The following is a 19,207-nucleotide window of genomic DNA, read 5'->3' as shown; positions in this document are numbered from 1 at the left end:
TTTAGCAAATAAAATTTCTGTTCCACAAACTCAAGTTGTCTATGCGTAACTTTACTTTTAGTTGGTTTAAATCGTCTAAACCTAATTTTCTTGTTTTATTTTTCTTGCTATTAGGCTTTACCGCCTCAGCGCAATTTTATACTAAGCATTATATTGCTCCAGCACCGTGGCAATATTTTAGTAAAGCAAATGAAATTGTAATAGCAACTAATTCAACTTCAACAGTAAACATTGTTCTGGCTAAAAGTGATGGAACAGTAGTTGCAAATTTAACGGCAGTAAAAGGTACTCCTGCTGTTTACAGATTTACCGGACTTCCAAGTGCAGCGAAACCATTTGCACTAAACACCGTTTTAAATGCGGCTGGTTTAATTGTAACAGGAACTGCTCCAGTATCTATAAACTTAAGAAACGTTGCATCTGATGCCTTGGGCGGAGACGGTAGTGATCAAGATATTAAAGGTAATGCAGCCTTAACAAGTTTTGGTGATGCAGGACTTGGGATACGATTTAGAGTAGGATATTATAGAGATGGTTCGCTTGGAAATTTTGGTGGTCTTGGTGATCAAAGACCTATTTACAGCATTATGGCTACTGTTAATAATACAGTAGTTAAGATAAATAATGTGGTTACAGCTACCTTAAATGCGGGACAAAGTTATTTGTTTAAAGCCGCAATTGGAACATTGGTCGAATCATCAAATCCAGCCGTAATGAATACATCGGCAGCGATTGATACTCCTGGTGGTTGTGGAGATAGTGCTTATAATCAGCTTCCTCCTGAAGCAGTTTTAGGAACAGAATATTTTTTAGAAAGAGGAACTGGAAATAATACAGCGGAGCAGACTACAGTTGTAGCTACAAAAGATAATACAACTGTAACGATAGAAAGTTACACTACAACTGGAACTTTATCGTCTACAAACACGATTACTCTTGCGCAAGCAGGAAATTTTTACACTTTCGTGAATGGTGTTTCTAATACCAATTTTACAGCATCTCATATCATTGCTGATAAAAGAGTAGCGGTATACTCAGGAACGGCACAAAATTGTGAAGTTGATATATCAACAATTGCACCCGTTTCTGAATGTGGAGGATCTAATTTTATTGAAACAGCAAAATTTAGAGATTACAATTCAGGAACATTAGATTATTTTGGATACATACTCTTAAGAAGTGCTACAGATGTTGTTACTGTAAATGGAACTAACATTGCTACTATATCTGGCGTTGGAGCTCGTTATCAAGTAGGTTCAACAGGTTGGTATTTAATAAATTTTAATAGTGTACAAATCGGAAGTCCAAATGTACTTTCAATTGCAAGTAATTCTAAGCTTACTGTTTCGATAGTACAGCAATCTGGAGGATTCTCAATGGCGGGTTTTTTCTCAAATTTTGCCGTACAGCCTGAAGATCCAACCGTAACTTATATTTCTGGCGGAGGATGTACTAATAGTTCAGCAACTTTAACTACTCCTTCTGGATTTGCTCCATATCAATGGTATTATAACGGAACAGCCATCACTGGTGCTAATTCCGATACTTATACAGCTACTAAAACAGGATCTTATTCAGTATCTTCGACATTAGCATGTGGATCATTGACACAGTCTAAACCAGTTTCGGTAACATTATGTACTGACTTAGGTGTGACTAATACAGTAGATAATGCTACGCCATGTGTAAATTCTAACGTTGAATTTACTGTTAAAGTCAGTAATTTAGGTTTGAATAATGCTACTGGGGTTTCTTTAAATGATCTACTGCCTTCAGGTTATACTTATTCAAGTTCAACAGTTTCAGTAGGAGCCTATAATTCGACTACAGGAGTATGGAGTATTGGGGATTTAGATCCTTCTGCTGTTGCTACATTAAAAATTATTGCAACAGTAAATGCAACGGGATCGCATAATACTACTGCTTCTTTACCAGCTTCTACTCCAGATAGTAATACAGCAAATAACTCAGCAAGTGTATCTACAACTCCTAAAGCGATAACAGTTGCTCTTGCCTTGACAGGAAGTACCATTTGTGTATCACCAGGAGGTAATGGAACAATTACATCATCAACTTCTGCTAGTGGTGTAAATTATCAATTATATAATTCAAGTAATACAGTTGTACAAACTGCAAAAGCAGGAACTGGATCAGCTTTAACGTGGTCAGGTCTTGCAGCAGGAACAGGTTACTATGTTATTGGAACTAACACTTCAACTAGCTGTTCTTCTACAAGTAATACAGTAAATGTTGCTACAACTGCAAATCCAACTGCATTGGGATTAACAGGAAGTACTATTTGTGTTTCTCCTGGAGGAGATGGAACAATTACCTCTTCAACTTCTGTTAGTGGTGTAAATTACCAATTATTTAATGCATCAAATACAGCAGTTCAAGCGTCTAAATCTGGTACTGGAGCAGCATTAACATGGTCTGGTCTTACAGCTGCAAATGGTTATTATGTAATTGCAACTAATGCTGCAAATTGTACAGCTACTAGTAATACTGTTAATGTTAGCACTAAAGCAAATCCAGTTACTCCAACATTAAGTTCAGTTACACAGCCTACCTGCTCGACAGCAACAGGAAGTTTTACTATTACCAACTACGATTCAAATAATACTTATGCGGTTACTCCGTCAGCAGGCGTAACACGCACCGGAAATACAGTAACAGCACCAGCAGGAAGCTACACACTTACAGCATCAGCAAACGGCTGTACTTCGTCATCTTCTTCGGCAGCTGTAGTTAATGCACAGCCTGCTACACCGGCAGTGCCGACGCTGAGTTCAGTAACCCAGCCTACCTGTTCGACAGCAACAGGAAGTTTTACTATTACGAACTACGATTCAAATAATACTTATGCGGTTACTCCGTCAGCAGGAGTGACGCGCACCGGAAATACAGTTACAGCACCGGCAGGAAGTTATACAATTACAGCATCAGCAAACGGCTGTACTTCGTCATCTTCTTCGGCAGCTGTAGTTAATGCACAGCCTGCTACACCGGCTGTTCCGACGCTGAGTTCAGTTACACAGCCTACCTGTTCGACAGCTACAGGAAGTTTTACTATTACCAACTACGATTCAAATAATACTTATGCGGTTACTCCGTCAGCAGGAGTGACGCGCACAGGAAATACAGTTACAGCACCGGCAGGAAGCTATACACTTACAGCATCAGCAAACGGCTGTACTTCGTCATCTTCTTCGGCAGCTGCAGTTAATGCACAGCCTGCTACACCGGCAGTGCCGACGCTGAGTTCAGTTACACAGCCTACCTGCTCGACAGCAACGGGAAGTTTTACTATTACGAATTACGATTCAAATAATACTTATACAGTTACTCCTTCAGCAGGAGTGACGCGCACTGGAAATACAGTTACAGCACCTGCAGGAAGCTATACACTTACAGCATCAGCAAACGGCTGTACTTCGTCATCTTCTTCGGCAGCTGCAGTTAATGCACAGCCTGCTACACCGGCAGTGCCGACGCTGAGTTCAGTTACACAGCCTACCTGCTCGACAGCAACGGGAAGTTTTACTATTACGAATTACGATTCAAATAATACTTATACAGTTACTCCTTCAGCAGGAGTGACACGCACAGGAAATACAGTTACAGCACCTGCAGGAAGCTATACACTTACAGCATCGACAAACGGCTGTACTTCGTCATCTTCTTCAGTAGCTGCAGTTAATGCACAGCCTGCTACACCGGCAGTGCCGACGCTGAGTTCAGTTACACAGCCTACCTGCTCGACAGCAACGGGAAGTTTTACTATTACGAATTACGATTCAAATAATACTTATACAGTTACTCCGTCAGCAGGAGTGACGCGCACCGGAAATACAGTTACAGCGCCGGCAGGAAGCTATACACTTACAGCATCAGCAAACGGCTGTACTTCTTCATCTTCTTCGTCAGCTGTAGTTAATGCACAGCCTGCTACACCGGCAGTGCCGACGCTGAGTTCAGTTACACAGCCTACCTGCTCGACAGCAACGGGAAGTTTTACTATTACGAATTACGATTCAAATAATACTTATACAGTTACTCCGTCAGCAGGAGTGACGCGCACCGGAAATACAGTAACAGCACCTGCAGGAAGCTATACACTTACAGCATCAGCAAACGGCTGTACTTCGGGAAGTACTACTATTGTTGTTAACTCTATTTTATGTGCTAATACAGATAACAGTTACGCACAACAAGCATCTGGTTCAACAATTATTACTGTTGGAAATGTAACAACAAATGATACTTTAAATGGCGCAGCAGTTACTTCTACGAATACTGATGTAACACCAAAAACAACTGGCCCATTAAGTGTTGATGCAGATGGAGTATTGACTCTTGCGGCAAATACTGTATCTGGCACCTATACAATTACGTATGAAATTTGCGAAACAGGAGCAAATCCTGCAAATTGCAAAACAGCTGATGCTACAGTTGAAGTAAAAAATAATTTAATTGCAAATATTGATACAGTAAGTTCAATTTTGGCATCAAACATATCTCAAACATTAGCCATTAATGTATTTACAAATGATACAAAAAATGGAACTGCTTTAAATCCGTCAGATGTAAATCTAACTACATCTGTTGCAGATCCAAAAGGATATTTAACATTAAATGCAGACGGAACAGTAACTCTTGGAGCAAATGCACCAGCAGATACTTACGAACTTACTTATACGATTTGTGAAAAATTCGCAACATCAAACTGCAGTTCAAATGTTGTGAGAGTGACTGTGGATACACCAGTGATTGATGCGGTAACTGAAACTACAGCATCAGTAAACGGAAATACAGGAGGAACTACAGCTCCGCTTACAGCAAATGACACCTTAAACGGAAACCCTGCTGTGATTGGAACAGCAGCCGGGAATGTAAAATTAACCGGAATTTCAGTTCCATCAGGATTAACACTAAATGCAGACGGAACGGTAACAGTTGCAGCGAACACGCCTGCGGGAATATACGACGTGGAATACAGCATCTGTGAAATTACGAATCCTTCAAACTGTGATGCCGTAATCTCAAAAGTGGTTGTGGACGCCGCAGTGATTGATGCGGTAACCGAAACTACAGCATCAGTAAACGGAAATGCAGGAGGAACAACGGCTCCGCTTACAGCAAATGACACTTTAAACGGAAACCCTGTTGTGATCGGGACAGCAGCCGGGAATGTAAAATTAACCGGAATTTCAGTTCCATCAGGATTAACACTAAACGCAGACGGAACGGTAACAGCGGCACCAAACACGCCTGCGGGAACATACGATGTGGAATACAGCATCTGTGAAATTACGAATCCTTCAAACTGTGATGCCGTAATCTCAAAAGTGGTTGTGGACGCAGCAGTGATCGATGCAGTAACTGAAACTACAGCAGCGGTAAACGGAAATACAGGAGGAACGACAGCTTCATTAACAGCAAATGACACCTTAAACGGAAACCCTGTTGTAATCGGGACAGCAGCCGGGAATGTAAAATTAACCGGAATTTCAGTTCCATCAGGATTAACACTAAATGCACACGGAACGGTAACAGCGGCACCAAACACGCCTGCGGGAACATACGATGTGGAATACCAGATCTGCGAAATTACGAATCCTTCAAACTGTGATGCCGTGGTCTCACAAGTAGTTGTGGACGCAGCAGTGATCGATGCGGTAACTGAAACTACAGCATCAGTAAACGGAAATACGGGAGGCACAACAGCTTCATTAACAGTAAATGACACCTTAAACGGAAATCCTGCTGTGATCGGAACAGCAGCCGGAAATGTAAAATTAACTGGAATTTCAGTTCCTTCAGGATTAACACTAAACGCAGACGGAACGGTAACAGTGGCACCGAACACGCCTGAAGGAAATTACAGTGTTGAATACAGCATCTGCGAAATTACCAATCCTTCAAACTGTGATGCCGTGATTTCAACAGTGCTGGTTTCGGCAGGAACATTGATTGCGAATGCTGATATTATTCCATCAGTTACAGGATTAAATACACCGCAGACATTAGGAACAAATGTATTTACAAATGATACTAAAAACGGAACGGCTTTAAATCCGTCAGATGTAACTCTGGCAGTTTCAACTCCGGATCCAAAAGGATATTTAACATTGAACCCAGACGGAACACTGACTATTGGAGCAAATCCTCCGGCTGGAACTTATGAATTAACATACACGATCTGTGAAAAACTGAACCCAGGAAACTGCAGTTCAAATACTGTAACGGTAACTGTTGGTGCGCCTGTAATTGATGCAGTAACTGAAACTACAGCAGCGGTAAACGGAAATACAGGAGGAACGACAGCTTCATTAACAGTAAATGACACCTTAAACGGAAACCCTGTTGTAATCGGAACAGCAGCCGGGAATGTAAAATTAACAGCGGTAAATGTACCTTCAGGATTAACACTAAACGCAGACGGAACGGTAACAGTTGCACCAAACACGCCTTCGGGAACATACGATGTGGAATACCAGATCTGCGAAATTACGAATCCTTCAAACTGTGATGCCGTAATCTCAAAAGTGGTTGTGGACGCAGCAGTTATTGATGCAGTAACCGAAACTACAGCAGCAGTAAACGGAAATGCAGGAGGAACGACAGCTTCATTAACAGTAAATGACACTTTAAACGGAAATCCTGTTGTAATCGGAACAGCAGCCGGAAATGTAAAATTAACTGCGGTAAATGTACCATCAGGATTAACCTTAAATGCAGACGGAACGGTAACAGTGGCACCAAACACGCCTGCGGGAACATACGATGTGGAATACAGCATCTGTGAAATTACGAATCCTTCAAACTGTGATGCCGTAATCTCAAAAGTGGTTGTGGACGCAGCAGTGATCGATGCAGTAACTGAAACTACAGCAGCAGTAAACGGAAACACTGGAGGCACGACAGCTTCATTAACAGCAAATGACACCTTAAACGGAAATCCTGTTGTGATCGGGACAGCAGCCGGGAATGTAAAATTAAACGGAATTTCAGTTCCTTCAGGATTAACACTAAACGCAGACGGAACGGTAACAGTGGCAGCGAACACGCCTGCGGGAACATACGATGTGGAATACAGCATCTGCGAAATTACGAATCCTTCAAACTGTGATGCCGTGGTCTCAAAAGTAGTAGTGGACGCAGCAGTGATTGATGCAGTAACTGAAACTACAGTATCCGTAAACGGAAACACTGGAGGCACAACGGCTTCATTAACAGCAAATGACACCTTAAACGGAAATCCTGTTGTGATAGGAACAGCAGCCGGAAATGTAAAATTAACTGCGGTAAATGTACCATCAGGATTAACCTTAAATGCAGACGGAACGGTAACAGTGGCACCAAACACGCCTGCGGGAACATACGATGTGGAATACAGCATCTGTGAAATTACGAATCCTTCAAACTGTGATGCCGTAATCTCAAAAGTGGTTGTGGACGCAGCAGTGATCGATGCAGTAACCGAAACTACAGCAGCGGTAAACGGAAATACAGGAGGAACGACAGCTTCATTAACAGCAAATGACACCTTAAACGGAAACCCTGTTGTAATCGGAACAGCAGCCGGGAATGTAAAATTAACAGCGGTAAATGTACCTTCAGGATTAACACTAAACGCAGACGGAACGGTAACAGTGGCACCAAACACGCCTGCGGGAACATATGATGTGGAATACAGCATCTGTGAAATTATGAATCCTTCAAACTGTGATGCCGTAATCTCAAAAGTGGTTGTGGACGCAGCAGTGATCGATGCAGTAACCGAAACTACAGCAGCGGTAAACGGAAACACTGGAGGTACAACGGCTTCATTAACAGCAAATGACACCTTAAATGGAAATCCTGTTGTGATCGGGACAGCAGCCGGAAATGTAAAATTAACTGTGGTAAATGTACCTTCAGGATTAACACTAAACGCAGACGGAACGGTAACAGTGGCAGCGAACACGCCTGCGGGAACATACGATGTGGAATACAGCATCTGCGAAATTACGAATCCTTCAAACTGTGATGCCGTGGTCTCAAAAGTGGTTGTGGACGCCGCAGTGATCGATGCAGTAACCGAAACTACAGCATCAGTAAACGGAAATACAGGAGGAACAACAGCTCCGCTTACAGCAAATGACACTTTAAACGGAAACCCTGTTGTAATCGGAACAGCAGCCGGGAATGTAAAATTAACTGGAATTTCAGTTCCTTCAGGATTAACACTAAACGCAGACGGAACGGTAACAGTAGCACCAAACACGCCGGCAGGAAATTACAGTATTGAATACAGCATCTGTGAAATTACGAATCCTTCAAACTGTGATGCCGTGATTTCAACAGTACCGGTTTCTGCAGGAACATTGATTGCGAATGCTGATATTATTCCATCAGTTACAGGATCAAATACACCGCAGACATTAGGAACAAATGTATTTACGAATGATACTAAAAACGGAACGGCTTTAAATCCGTCAGATGTAACTCTGGCAGTTTCAACTCCGGATCCAAAAGGATATTTAACATTGAACCCGGACGGAACATTAACTCTTGGAGCAAATCCTCCGGCTGGAACTTATGAATTAACATACACGATCTGTGAAAAACTGAACCCAGGAAACTGCAGTTCAAATACTGTAACGGTAACTGTTGGTGCGCCTGTAATTGATGCAGTAACTGAAACTACAGCATCAGTAAACGGAAATACAGGAGGAACGACAGCTCCGCTTACAGCAAATGACACTTTAAACGGAAATCCTATTGTGATTGGAACAGCAGCCGGGAATGTAAAATTAACAGCGGTAAATGTACCTTCAGGATTAACACTAAACGCAGACGGAACGGTAACAGTTGCACCAAACACGCCTTCGGGAACATACGATGTGGAATACCAGATCTGCGAAATTACGAATCCTTCAAACTGTGATGCCGTGATTTCAACAGTACCGGTTTCGGCAGGAACATTGATTGCGAATGCTGATATTATTCCATCGGTTACAGGATCAAATACACCGCAGACATTAGGAACAAATGTATTTACAAATGATACTAAAAACGGAACGGCTTTAAATCCGTCAGATATAACGCTGGCAGTTTCAACTCCGGATCCAAAAGGATATTTAATATTGAACCCTGACGGAACATTAACTCTTGGAGCAAATCCTCCGGCTGGAACTTATGAATTAACATACACGATCTGTGAAAAACTGAACCCAGGAAACTGCAGTTCAAATACTGTAACGGTAACTGTTGGTGCGCCTGTAATTGATGCAGTAACCGAAACTACAGCAGCGGTAAACGGAAATGCAGGAGGCACGACAGCTTCATTAACAGCAAATGACACTTTAAACGGAAACCCTGTTGTAATCGGAACAGCAGCTGGAAATGTGAAATTAACTGGAATTTCAGTTCCTTCAGGATTAACTCTAAATGCAGACGGAACTGTAACAGTGGCACCAAACACGCCGGCAGGAAATTACAGTGTTGAATACAGCATCTGTGAAATTACAAATCCTTCAAACTGTGATGCCGTGATTTCAACAGTGCCGGTTTCGGCAGGAACATTGATTGCGAATGCCGATATTATTCCATCGGTTACAGGATCAAATACACCGCAGACATTAGGAACAAATGTATTTACGAATGATACTAAAAACGGAACGGCTTTAAATCCTTCAGATGTAACGCTGGCAGTTTCAACTCCGGATCCAAAAGGATATTTAACATTGAACCCCGACGGAACATTAACTCTTGGAGCTAATGCACCAGCAGGAACTTACGAACTTACATATACAATCTGTGAAAAACTGAACCCAGGAAATTGCAGTTCAAACACAGTAACGGTAACAGTTGCACCGCCGGTAATTGACGCTGTAGCCGAAACACTTGCGCCATCAATTAGTGGAAGTACAGGAGGTACAACAACAAGTTCTGTAATTGCAGGCGATACCTTAAACGGAGTTCAGGCAGTTATTGGAACAAACAACGGACAGGTGAAATTAACAGGAATAAATATTCCGGCAGGTTTCACATTAAACGCAGACGGAACTGTAACAGTAGGACCAAACACACCAGCTGGAATTTATGATATTCAATACAGCATTTGTGAAATTACAAATCCAACAAATTGCGATACTGCGATTTCAAAAGTTGTAGTAAATGCTCCAGCAGGAGGAACTTTACAAGCAGTTCCAGATGTAGTAGCATCAGTTGTTGGAATCAATCAGCCGCAGACTGTTATCAACATTTTTAATAACGACTTAAATAATGGATTACCATTAGTACCAGCTGATGTGAATCTTACTATAATAACACCAGATCCAACGGGCTATTTAACATTAAACCCTGATGGAACAGTTACATTAGCGCCAAACACGCCAAGAGGAACGTACGAATTGGTATATCAGATTTGTGAAAAAGCAAATCCATCAAATTGTAGTTCAGCTTCAGTAAAAGTAACAGTTGAAGAACCAACTATGACAATAACAGCAAATAGTTATTGTTCAAACAACGTTCCTTATGTTAATTACAGTGTTGTGCCGGATAACTTTACAGCAGCAAATCTATTAACCATTAAATGGATTGATAGTGCAAATAATGTAGTAGCAACTCAGGTAAACCAACCGTTAAGCGGTACTATTTTATGGCCGGGAGCAACAGTAGATGCAAACGGAAATGGAACAGACTGGCCAGGATGGGTATTAACAAACGGTCAATGGGCAGAAGGTGCAGATGGATTCGAAAATACAAGACCAGCAGTTAGAATGGAGTTTTCATTAAACCCAACAGAAACTGTTTCTGTAACCTATCCATTGCCATCGGGACAATGTAATGCGAAACCAACTTTTACCATTCAGGCTAATAATGATTCTGCAGCAGCAGTAGACGCTACAAAAGGACTAAGCACAGGAATAAATGTATTTAATAATGATACCTTAAACGGAGTTAAAGTTAACCCAGCAGACGTCATTTTAAGTACAGTCCTTCCAAATGCAAATCTGATCTTAAATGCAGATGGTACTGTAGATGTAAAAGCAGGAACACCTTCTGGAATGTATCAGTTAACATACCAAATTTGCGAAGCTGCTAATACATCAAACTGTAGTCAGGCAACTGTAAATGTGGTAGTGCAAAACTCTGGCACTCCGGTTAACCCGACATTGCCGCTTGTCTTAACAGATGACGTTCTGGTATCAGTAGATGGTATAAACGGATCACTTGAATTTGTAAATGTTCTGGATAATGACTTATTAAACGGACAACCGATTAATCCAATCGATGTAATTATCACAAACCTATCAGGCGATTCAAATTTCGAGTTTAATGCAGATGGAACAGTAAATGTTAAACCAAATACACCAGGCAAAACATACGATCTAGTGTATCAAGTTTGCGAAAAAGCAAATCCAACGAACTGTAGTACAGCAGTTGTGCATGTATTTGTAGAAGTTCCAGCAATTGCAATCATTAAGACGGCAGTATTTAATGACGAGAACAATAATAATAATGCAGATCCAGGAGAAACGATTACTTACAAATTTGAAGTAACCAATACAGGAAATGTACCATTAAAAGGAGTAACAATCAGCGATCCTCTTCCAGGAGTAAAAGTTTCTGGAGATGCAATTGATTTAGCAGTCGGAGAATCAAACAATACAAACTTTAGTGCAGTTTATAAAATAACACAAACGGATATTAACAACGAAAAAGTTACTAACCAAGCTAGTGTTAAAGGAAACAGTGCAAGAGGAGTTGTTGTAGAAGATATCTCAGATGATGAAGGTTTAAATGGAGACAAACCAACAGTAACTTCATTGAAAGGATGTGAGATTAGAGTTCTAAATGCTTTCTCTCCAAATGGCGATCAGAAAAACGAACGATTCTACATTCAGGGAATTGGATGTTACCCTGATAACACGGTAGAAATTTACAACCGTTGGGGAGTTCTGGTTTTCGAAAAAGACGGTTATAACAATGAAGATAGAGTATTTAAAGGATATTCTGAAGGACGTACCACTATGAAACAATCGGAAGGATTGCCGGTAGGAACTTATTTCTATATCCTAAAATATAAAGACAGCGGTTCTAACGCTCACGAAAAATCAGGTTATTTATATATCAATAAATAAAAAAAATACAAACGGCTTAGTAAAAGCTAGGCCGTTTTTAAAACTCTTATAAATGAAAAAATTAGTTTTAATTTTCATGTTTTTTACAGTAGTGTGTTCAGCGCAGCAAGATGCCCAATTCACACAATACATGTATAACACAATCGAAATCAATCCCGCTTACGCAGGTTCACGCGGTGTATTAAGTGCTTTCGGATTGTATCGTACCCAATGGATTGGACTTGACGGAGCTCCAAAAACAAGCACCTTTTCGATAAATACTCCTTTAAACAACAGTAATTTAGGATTAGGAGTTTCGCTGGTAAATGATAAAATCGGACCAACAAATGAAAACACTTTGTCGGCAGATTTATCGTATAGCGTTCCAACTTCAGAATCATTTAAACTATCGTTTGGTATTAAGGCAACGGCAAACATGTTTAACCTTGATGCTAATAAATTGAGTTATGAAGATCAAGACGATCCGCAGTTTCAAGATTTAAAAAACAAGTTTACACCAAATATTGGTGCTGGTATTTACTGGCATTCAGACCGTGCGTATTTAGGATTATCAGTTCCTAATTTTATCGAAACAAGCCGTTACGATGATAATGATACAGCTATTTTCAAAGAAAAAATAAACTACTATTTCATGGCAGGTTATGTGTTCAATTTAGATCACTTAGAATACATAAAATTCAAACCAGCTTTATTAACCAAAATGGTAGAAGGAGCGCCGCTTCAAGTAGACGTTTCAGGAAACTTCATGTTCAACGACAAATTTGTAGTAGGTGTGGCCTATCGTTGGAGTGCATCGGTTAGTGCAATGGCAGGATTTCAAGTTTCAAGAGGAATGTATATAGGATATGGTTATGATCACGAAACGACACAGTTAAGAAGATACAATTCAGGATCGCATGAAGTTTTCCTTCGTTTTGATTTCTTCAATAACTATAACAAACTTACTTCACCAAGATTCTTTTAATCGATTAAAATATGAAGATGAAAAAATTACTTTATTTCTTTTTGTTCTTTTGCTTTTTCTTCAATGCAAATGCCCAAACAGCAAGTATAGAAAGTGCAGACAAAAAATACGATAGTTACGCTTACGCAGATGCTATAAACGCATATGAAAAGCTAGTAAAAAAAGGAGTTAAGGAAGAAAGAATATTTCAAAGACTTGGAAATTCTTACTACTTCATTGGCGAATTAAAACAAGCCCTTGTATACTATAAAGAGTTATTCAATATAAATGAAAACCAAGAAGCCGAGTATTTATACAAATATTCACAGTGTTTAAAAGCAGACGGAAATTACACTAGAGCAGACGAAGCTCTAGATAAATTCAGCCAAAAAGCACCGCAGGATTCAAGAGCCATTTTATTCTTAAAAAACAAAAGCTACCTTGAAGATATCAAAGGAAACTCAGGCCGTTTTGATATTGCAGATGCCGGAGTTAACTCTGCCGATTCTGATTACGGAAGCACTATTTTAGACAATAAATTAGTTTTTACATCAGCCAGAGATACAGGTTCGATTGTTAAGAAAAATTTCAAATGGACTAATAAAGCCATTTCGACTTTGTATACCGTTAAGCTTAATAACGACGGAAGTATTGATGAACCCGTATTTTTTCATAAGAGAAACCTAGAAGTAAACCTTAACCAGTCGACTCCAGTTTTTACAAAAGATGGAAAAACAATGTACTTTACCCGAAACAATTCTGTAAACGGTAAAAGAAGACAAAATGAAAATAAAATTACATTTTTAAAACTATACAAAGCGACATTTATTGATGGTGAATGGAAAGATATTCAAGAACTTCCTTTCAATAGCGACGAATATAGTGTAGCACATCCGGCATTAAGTACAGATGAAAAAATATTGTACTTTGCATCAGATATGCCGGGAACGTTAGGACTTTCAGATTTATTTAAAGTGAATATTCTAGCCGACGGAACGTATAGCACACCAGAAAATTTAGGATCGGAAATTAATACAGAAGGAAGAGAAACTTTCCCATTTATTTCAGAAGAAAACGAACTGTATTTCGCAACCGACGGAAGACCTGGACTTGGTGGACTTGATATTTACGTTTCGAAAATTTCTAAAGAAGGAACTTTTGAAGAAGTACAAAATGTTGGAGAACCAATAAACAGCAAACAAGATGATTTTGCTTTTATGATTAACAGCAAAAACAGAAACGGATTTTTCTCTTCAAACAGAGACGGTGGACACGGATTAGACGATGTTTACCGTTTTACAGAAAACAGAAGATTAATCTGCGAGCAGCAAGTTTCAGGAACTGTTACAGATCAAGAAACAGGCGAGGTACTTGCAAATGTAACTTTGGTTTTATTTGATGAAGCAGGAAAAGTAACTCCAGTAGAAGCAAAAACAGATGCAAACGGAAATTATATTTTCTTGAATGTAAAATGTGGTAAAAAATATTTCATTAGAAGTTCGAAAGATGAATATCTGCCAAAAGAAGTTTCATTTGCCGTTAAAAAATCTACCGGTTCAGTGGTAATGCCAATTGCTTTAGAGAAGAAACCAAAACCAATTGTAAAAGCAATGCCGGTAGTAATAAAAGCAAATTCAATCAAACCAGTTAAAGTCAATATCACGATTGGAACCGATTTAGCAAAACTGTTAAACATACCAATGAACTTTTTCGATTTAGGAAAAGCAACAATCAGAAAAGATTCAGAACCTAAATTGCAAAAAATGGTAGATATGCTAAAACAATATCCAACCATAAAAGTAGATATTCGTTCGCATACCGACAGCCGTTCATCAACTGAAAGCAATCAGATTTTATCAGACAAAAGAGCACAATCTACAAAAGACTGGCTGATAAGCAAAGGAATCGATGCAGGACGTTTAACAGCAAAAGGATACGGAGAAACACAATTGGTAAATAAATGTGCCGATGGTGTAAAATGTACCGAAAAAGAACATCAGCAAAACAGACGAAGCGAATTCATAATCGTTAGTATGTAATATAAAAAAGGACTGTATCGAAATACAGTCCTTTTTTGTTAAATTGATTTTTTATTCTGAAAACATATTATTCAATACCATTAGAATCCGAAATGTACATTTCACTTATTTCGCTCAAAAACTCAAATTCATCTAACGGAAACATTTCTAAAACCGTTTCTAAAATTAAAGACACATTAATAGATTGTTTTTTAGCAGGTTCATGATCCAATGCCAAAATGCACATTTTTAGCAAATTGGTTATAACACAACCCAATTCATAATAATTGACAAATTTAATTTCAGCAATATTATTTCCTGATTGGTCATGAGATGATTTTAGTTTACGGAAATAGATGTTAATCAATTTTCTAAGGTGTTCTAAATTTTGAATTTCATTGGTTTTCATGATATTTTTTTGGCAAATGTATGATTATATTTTAAACACGACATATATGTCGTGCCGTTTTTTTTCGCTGTTTAATAGATTTGATTTGTGGAAAATAACAAATACGAGTTAGAGATTATCAGATTAGGTTTATTGATAAAACAACTCAGAGGAAAAGAAAATATTACGCAAGAACAATTGTCAACATTATGCAATGTTGATGTAAGAACTATTCAACGAATTGAAAAAGGAGAACAAAATATTACCATTAGTTTACTTTTTTCAATAGCTGATTCATTGAAAATAGAAGCTGGTACTTTAATAGGTCAAATATTTTCAGAAAATCAATAATTTATTTTCAGATTAAAAAAATAAAATCCAAATATCTACATAATCCCTACGGGGTATTTTAAAATGGAGGAATATTATTTTTCTACCGATATTAAGTTCCTATCGGAATATCTCGTAGAGATTATATATCGGTAGAAAAAAAAATATATCCACAAAAACCATAACACAAATCTATCCCTCACATTTGTCCCGTAGGGACTACATAAATTCAAATATTATTTACAAAAAACATTTAAAAGTTAAAAAATCTAATTTTTCATAAAAAAACCTTGTAAATGTTTTCTTTTTTTAGAAGATGTTTTTTGAAATTTTAGATATTCGTTATAATGTTTAAAATGAATGTGTTATGTTTTAAAAAATCGATTTCGTTGCGAATCGTATTTCTTTTTGTTTTAACTTTATGAAAATAAAATTTTTCAGATATGACTGTAGATCAAATACTAAAAGCAAAAGGGAAAAATGTTTATTCGGTACGTACAACTACAACCGTTTATGAAGCTTTAAAAGTAATGGGCGAAAAAAACATTGGAGCCATTCTCATTATCGACGGAACCGATTTAAAAGGGATTTTGTCTGAAAGAGATTATGCGCGAAAAATTGTTTTAAAAGACAAATCTTCAAAAGAAACTTATGTAAGCGAAATCATGGAAAGCAATGTTTTTTCTGTAGGATTGTCAAATAATATTGATGACTGCATGGAACTCATGAGTTCTAAACGAATCCGACATTTACCTGTTTTAGAAGATGGAATTGTAGTAGGTATAATTTCGATTAGCGACGTTGTTAAGGCAATCATTGAAATTCAAAAAGATACCATCCAACATTTAAATTCTTACATTTCTCAATAGAGATATTGAATACTAACATTAAAAATGGTCCCGTATTTAGCGGGACTATTTTTTTTGAATAGACTTCTATAATATATTTTAACAAAAGAAAGCATCAATAAAAAGTCCCTTTTTAAAGTAAGACTTATATCTTTGTAAGCTAGAATAAAAGCTAAAATAATGAACAAAGAGAGTAAAAAAAGAGAGGCATTACTGTATCACGCAGAGCCAACTCCAGGAAAAATTCAGGTAGTTCCAACAAAAAAATACGCAACCCAGAGAGACTTATCGTTGGCATATTCGCCAGGAGTTGCAGAGCCTTGTTTAGCAATTGCAGAAAACATTGAAGATGTTTATAAATATACTGCAAAAGGGAATTTAGTTGCCGTAATTTCAAACGGTACAGCTGTTTTAGGTCTGGGAGACATAGGCCCTGAAGCAGGAAAACCTGTAATGGAGGGAAAAGGTTTATTGTTTAAGATATTCTCTGATATTGACGTTTTTGATATCGAAATCGATACTAAAAACGTGGAAGAATTCATTCAGACTGTAAAAAATATTGCTCCAACTTTTGGAGGAATCAATCTTGAAGATATCAAAGCACCGGAATCTTTCGAAATCGAAAGAAGACTTATCGAAGAATTAAACATTCCGGTAATGCACGACGATCAGCACGGAACTGCAATTATTTCTTCTGCAGCCTTAATCAATGCTTTAGAATTAGCAGGAAAAAAAGCCGAAGATGTAAAAATGGTAGTTTCAGGAGCAGGATCTGCAGCAATCGCTTGTACTGATTTATACGTTTCATTAGGTGTAAAAGTAGAAAACATCTTAATGTACAACAGTAAAGGACTTTTAACAAAAGACAATCCTTCACTTTCTGATTTACAATTAAAATACGCTGTTGAAGGCGGCCAAATTGCTCTAGCAGATGCTGTAAAAGGATCAGATGTTTTCATCGGATTATCTTCAGGAAATATTTTATCTCCAGAAATGTTACTAACGATGAACGATAATCCTATCGTTTTCGCAATGGCAAATCCAAATCCTGAAATCGATTATAATCTGGCTGTAGAAACTCGTAAAGACGTTATTATGGCTACGGGACGTTCAGATTTTCCTAATCAGGTAAACAACGTTCTTGGTTTCCCATATATTTTTAGAGGAGCTTTAGACGTTCGTGCCAGCAAAATTAACGAAGAAATGAAAATGGCTGCTGTAAAAGCTTTGGCCATTTTAGCAAAAGAACCAGTGCCAGAACAAGTTAACGTAGCTTATGGAGCCACAAAACTTGGTTTCGGACAAGAATATATCATTCCAAAACCATTCGATCCTAGATTGATTACCGTTGTAGCACCTGCAGTTGCAAAAGCAGCAATGGAATCTGGAGTAGCAAAAAATCCTATTACAGACTGGGCCGCTTACGAAGATACACTTCGCGAGCGCATGGGTAACGACAACAAAATGGTGCGTTTAATTACAAACCGTGCTAAGTTAGATCCTAAACGAGTTGTTTTTGCTGAAGCAGATCAGTTAAATGTATTAAAAGCAGCCCAAATCGTTTACGAAGACGGAATTGGTTTCCCTATTTTATTAGGAAACAGAGATACTATTTTAGAATTAAAAGCTGAATTAGGTTTTGATGCTGAACTGGAAATCATCGATCCAAAAACAGATAGCGAAGAAGAAAGACGTAATAGATTTGCACAATCATTCTGGGAATCAAGAGGACGCAGAGGTGTTTCTAAACTTGACGCAGAGAAATTTATGCGCGAAAGAAACTATTACGCAGCTATGATGGTAAACGAAGGAGAGGCTGATGCTGTAGTTACAGGTTATTCAAGAAGTTATCCAAGTGTGGTAAAACCAATGCTTCAGTTAATTGAAAAAGCACACGGAGCTTCACTTGTAGCAACTGCCAATATGATGCTTACAACTCGTGGACCAATGTTCTTGTCAGACACTGCAATCAACATCAATCCTTCATCTGAAGATTTAGTAAACATTGCACTTATGACCGCTAAAACAGCAAAAATGTTCGGAATTGAGCCTGTAATTGCAATGGTTTCGTACTCAAACTTTGGATCATCTACCCATCAGAATGCAGCGAAAGTGAGAGATGCAGTTGCTTATTTACACAAAAATCACCCAGAGATGGTCGTAGATGGTGAAATTCAAGCAGACTTTGCATTAAATTCTGAAATGCTTCAAGAAAAATTCCCATTCTCTAAGTTAGCAGGTAAAAAAGTAAATACACTGATATTCCCTAATTTAGAGTCGGCTAACATCACCTATAAGTTGATGAAAGAATTGAACAAATCAGCTTCTATTGGGCCAATTATGATGGGAATGGGTAAACCAGTCCACATTTTCCAATTAGGAGCAAGCGTTGAAGAAATGGTAAACATGGCAGCTATTGCTGTTATTGACGCTCAGGAAAAAGAGAATAAAAAGAACAAATTAGCGCAATAGTACAAATAAAATAAGGATCAATTAATATTGTCTTAATTTTATTGCATTTTTATTATATTTGATCTTTATAATTT

At 38.4% G+C, this 19,207-nt stretch carries 7 protein-coding genes; 6 read left to right on the top strand and 1 reads right to left on the bottom strand.

Translation table 11 applies throughout. From position 1 onward, the window contains the following. Positions 1-41 precede the first annotated feature (41 nt). Genes J0383_RS07365 through J0383_RS07355 form a run of 3 tightly spaced genes read left to right on the top strand, consistent with a single transcriptional unit; the run spans position 42 to position 15,116 of the window. Positions 42-12,134, top strand: a complete 12,093-nt coding sequence (locus J0383_RS07365; protein WP_207297774.1) for a T9SS type B sorting domain-containing protein — start codon at positions 42-44, stop codon at positions 12,132-12,134. 52 nt (positions 12,135-12,186) lie between these two features. After that, entirely contained in the window at positions 12,187-13,098 is a 912-nt protein-coding gene (locus J0383_RS07360) for a PorP/SprF family type IX secretion system membrane protein (protein WP_207297773.1), read from the top strand. Between the two features lie 11 nt (positions 13,099-13,109). Next, entirely contained in the window at positions 13,110-15,116 is a 2,007-nt protein-coding gene (locus J0383_RS07355; RefSeq protein ID WP_207297772.1) for an OmpA family protein, read from the top strand. Between the two features lie 67 nt (positions 15,117-15,183). Here the strand turns inward: J0383_RS07355 and J0383_RS07350 are convergent, their stop codons facing one another. Further along, positions 15,184-15,504 (bottom strand): hypothetical protein, encoded by a 321-nt coding sequence (locus tag J0383_RS07350; RefSeq protein WP_207297771.1) that lies wholly within the window; start codon positions 15,502-15,504, stop codon positions 15,184-15,186. An 87-nt stretch (positions 15,505-15,591) separates the two neighbouring features. Between J0383_RS07350 and J0383_RS07345 the strand changes: the two genes are divergently transcribed. The 3 genes from J0383_RS07345 to J0383_RS07335 all read left to right on the top strand — a co-directional run bounded on the left by J0383_RS07345 (position 15,592) and on the right by J0383_RS07335 (position 19,133). Further along, on the top strand, positions 15,592-15,834 hold the full coding sequence (locus J0383_RS07345) for a helix-turn-helix domain-containing protein (RefSeq protein WP_207297770.1): 243 nt from the start codon (positions 15,592-15,594) through the stop codon (positions 15,832-15,834). Between the two features lie 422 nt (positions 15,835-16,256). Continuing rightward, a complete protein-coding gene (locus J0383_RS07340; protein WP_207297769.1) occupies positions 16,257-16,682 on the top strand; it encodes a CBS domain-containing protein in 426 nt (141 codons plus the stop codon). Positions 16,683-16,841: 159 nt separating this feature from the next. Beyond that, positions 16,842-19,133 carry an NADP-dependent malic enzyme gene (locus J0383_RS07335; RefSeq protein ID WP_207297768.1) on the top strand — a complete coding sequence of 764 codons (2,292 nt, stop codon included), beginning with the start codon at positions 16,842-16,844 and terminating at the stop codon, positions 19,131-19,133. The last annotated feature ends 74 nt before the right edge of the window (positions 19,134-19,207 follow it).

Source organism: Flavobacterium endoglycinae (genome assembly GCF_017352115.1).
In the GTDB taxonomy this organism is placed as follows: Bacteria; Bacteroidota; Bacteroidia; order Flavobacteriales; family Flavobacteriaceae; genus Flavobacterium; species Flavobacterium endoglycinae.
Note: the sequence above shows the minus strand (reverse complement) of the source record. Positions and strands in the feature narration are given on the sequence as shown.